The 270-nt window shown below is 64.1% G+C and carries 1 protein-coding gene; it reads right to left on the bottom strand.

Annotated elements, in window-relative coordinates; translation table 11 throughout:
* Positions 1 to 269 (bottom strand): 2-C-methyl-D-erythritol 4-phosphate cytidylyltransferase (locus SB816_RS31920; RefSeq protein ID WP_410548232.1); only part of this gene is annotated, 269 nt, incomplete at its 3' end.
* Position 270 lies beyond the last annotated feature (1 nt).

Genomic DNA, 270 nt, shown 5'->3' with positions numbered 1-270 from the left:
AGTCCGTTGAACACCGACGCCTGGCGCGACGCCCCGCCGTTACGGCGCACGGCGAAGCGCAGGCCGCTGAAGCGGCGAGCGTCGAAATGAGTATCGTCAGGGGAAATCACCACCAGCGTCTGGGTGAACTCGGAGCAGGCATCGAAGGCGGCCAGCGTATAGTGCAGGAGTTCGCGTCCGGCGACCATTCGATATTGTTTGGGCATGGCCGATCCCGAACGGCTGCCGGTTCCGGCGCAGGGGATCAAGGCAAAAAGGCGTGAGGTCACG

Origin of the sequence: Achromobacter sp. SIMBA_011, from assembly GCF_046535435.1 — a bacterium.
Lineage (GTDB): Bacteria > Pseudomonadota > Gammaproteobacteria > Burkholderiales > Burkholderiaceae_B > Achromobacter > Achromobacter dolens.
The sequence above is the reverse complement of the archived record's forward strand: the minus strand, read 5'-3'. Positions and strand labels throughout refer to the sequence as shown.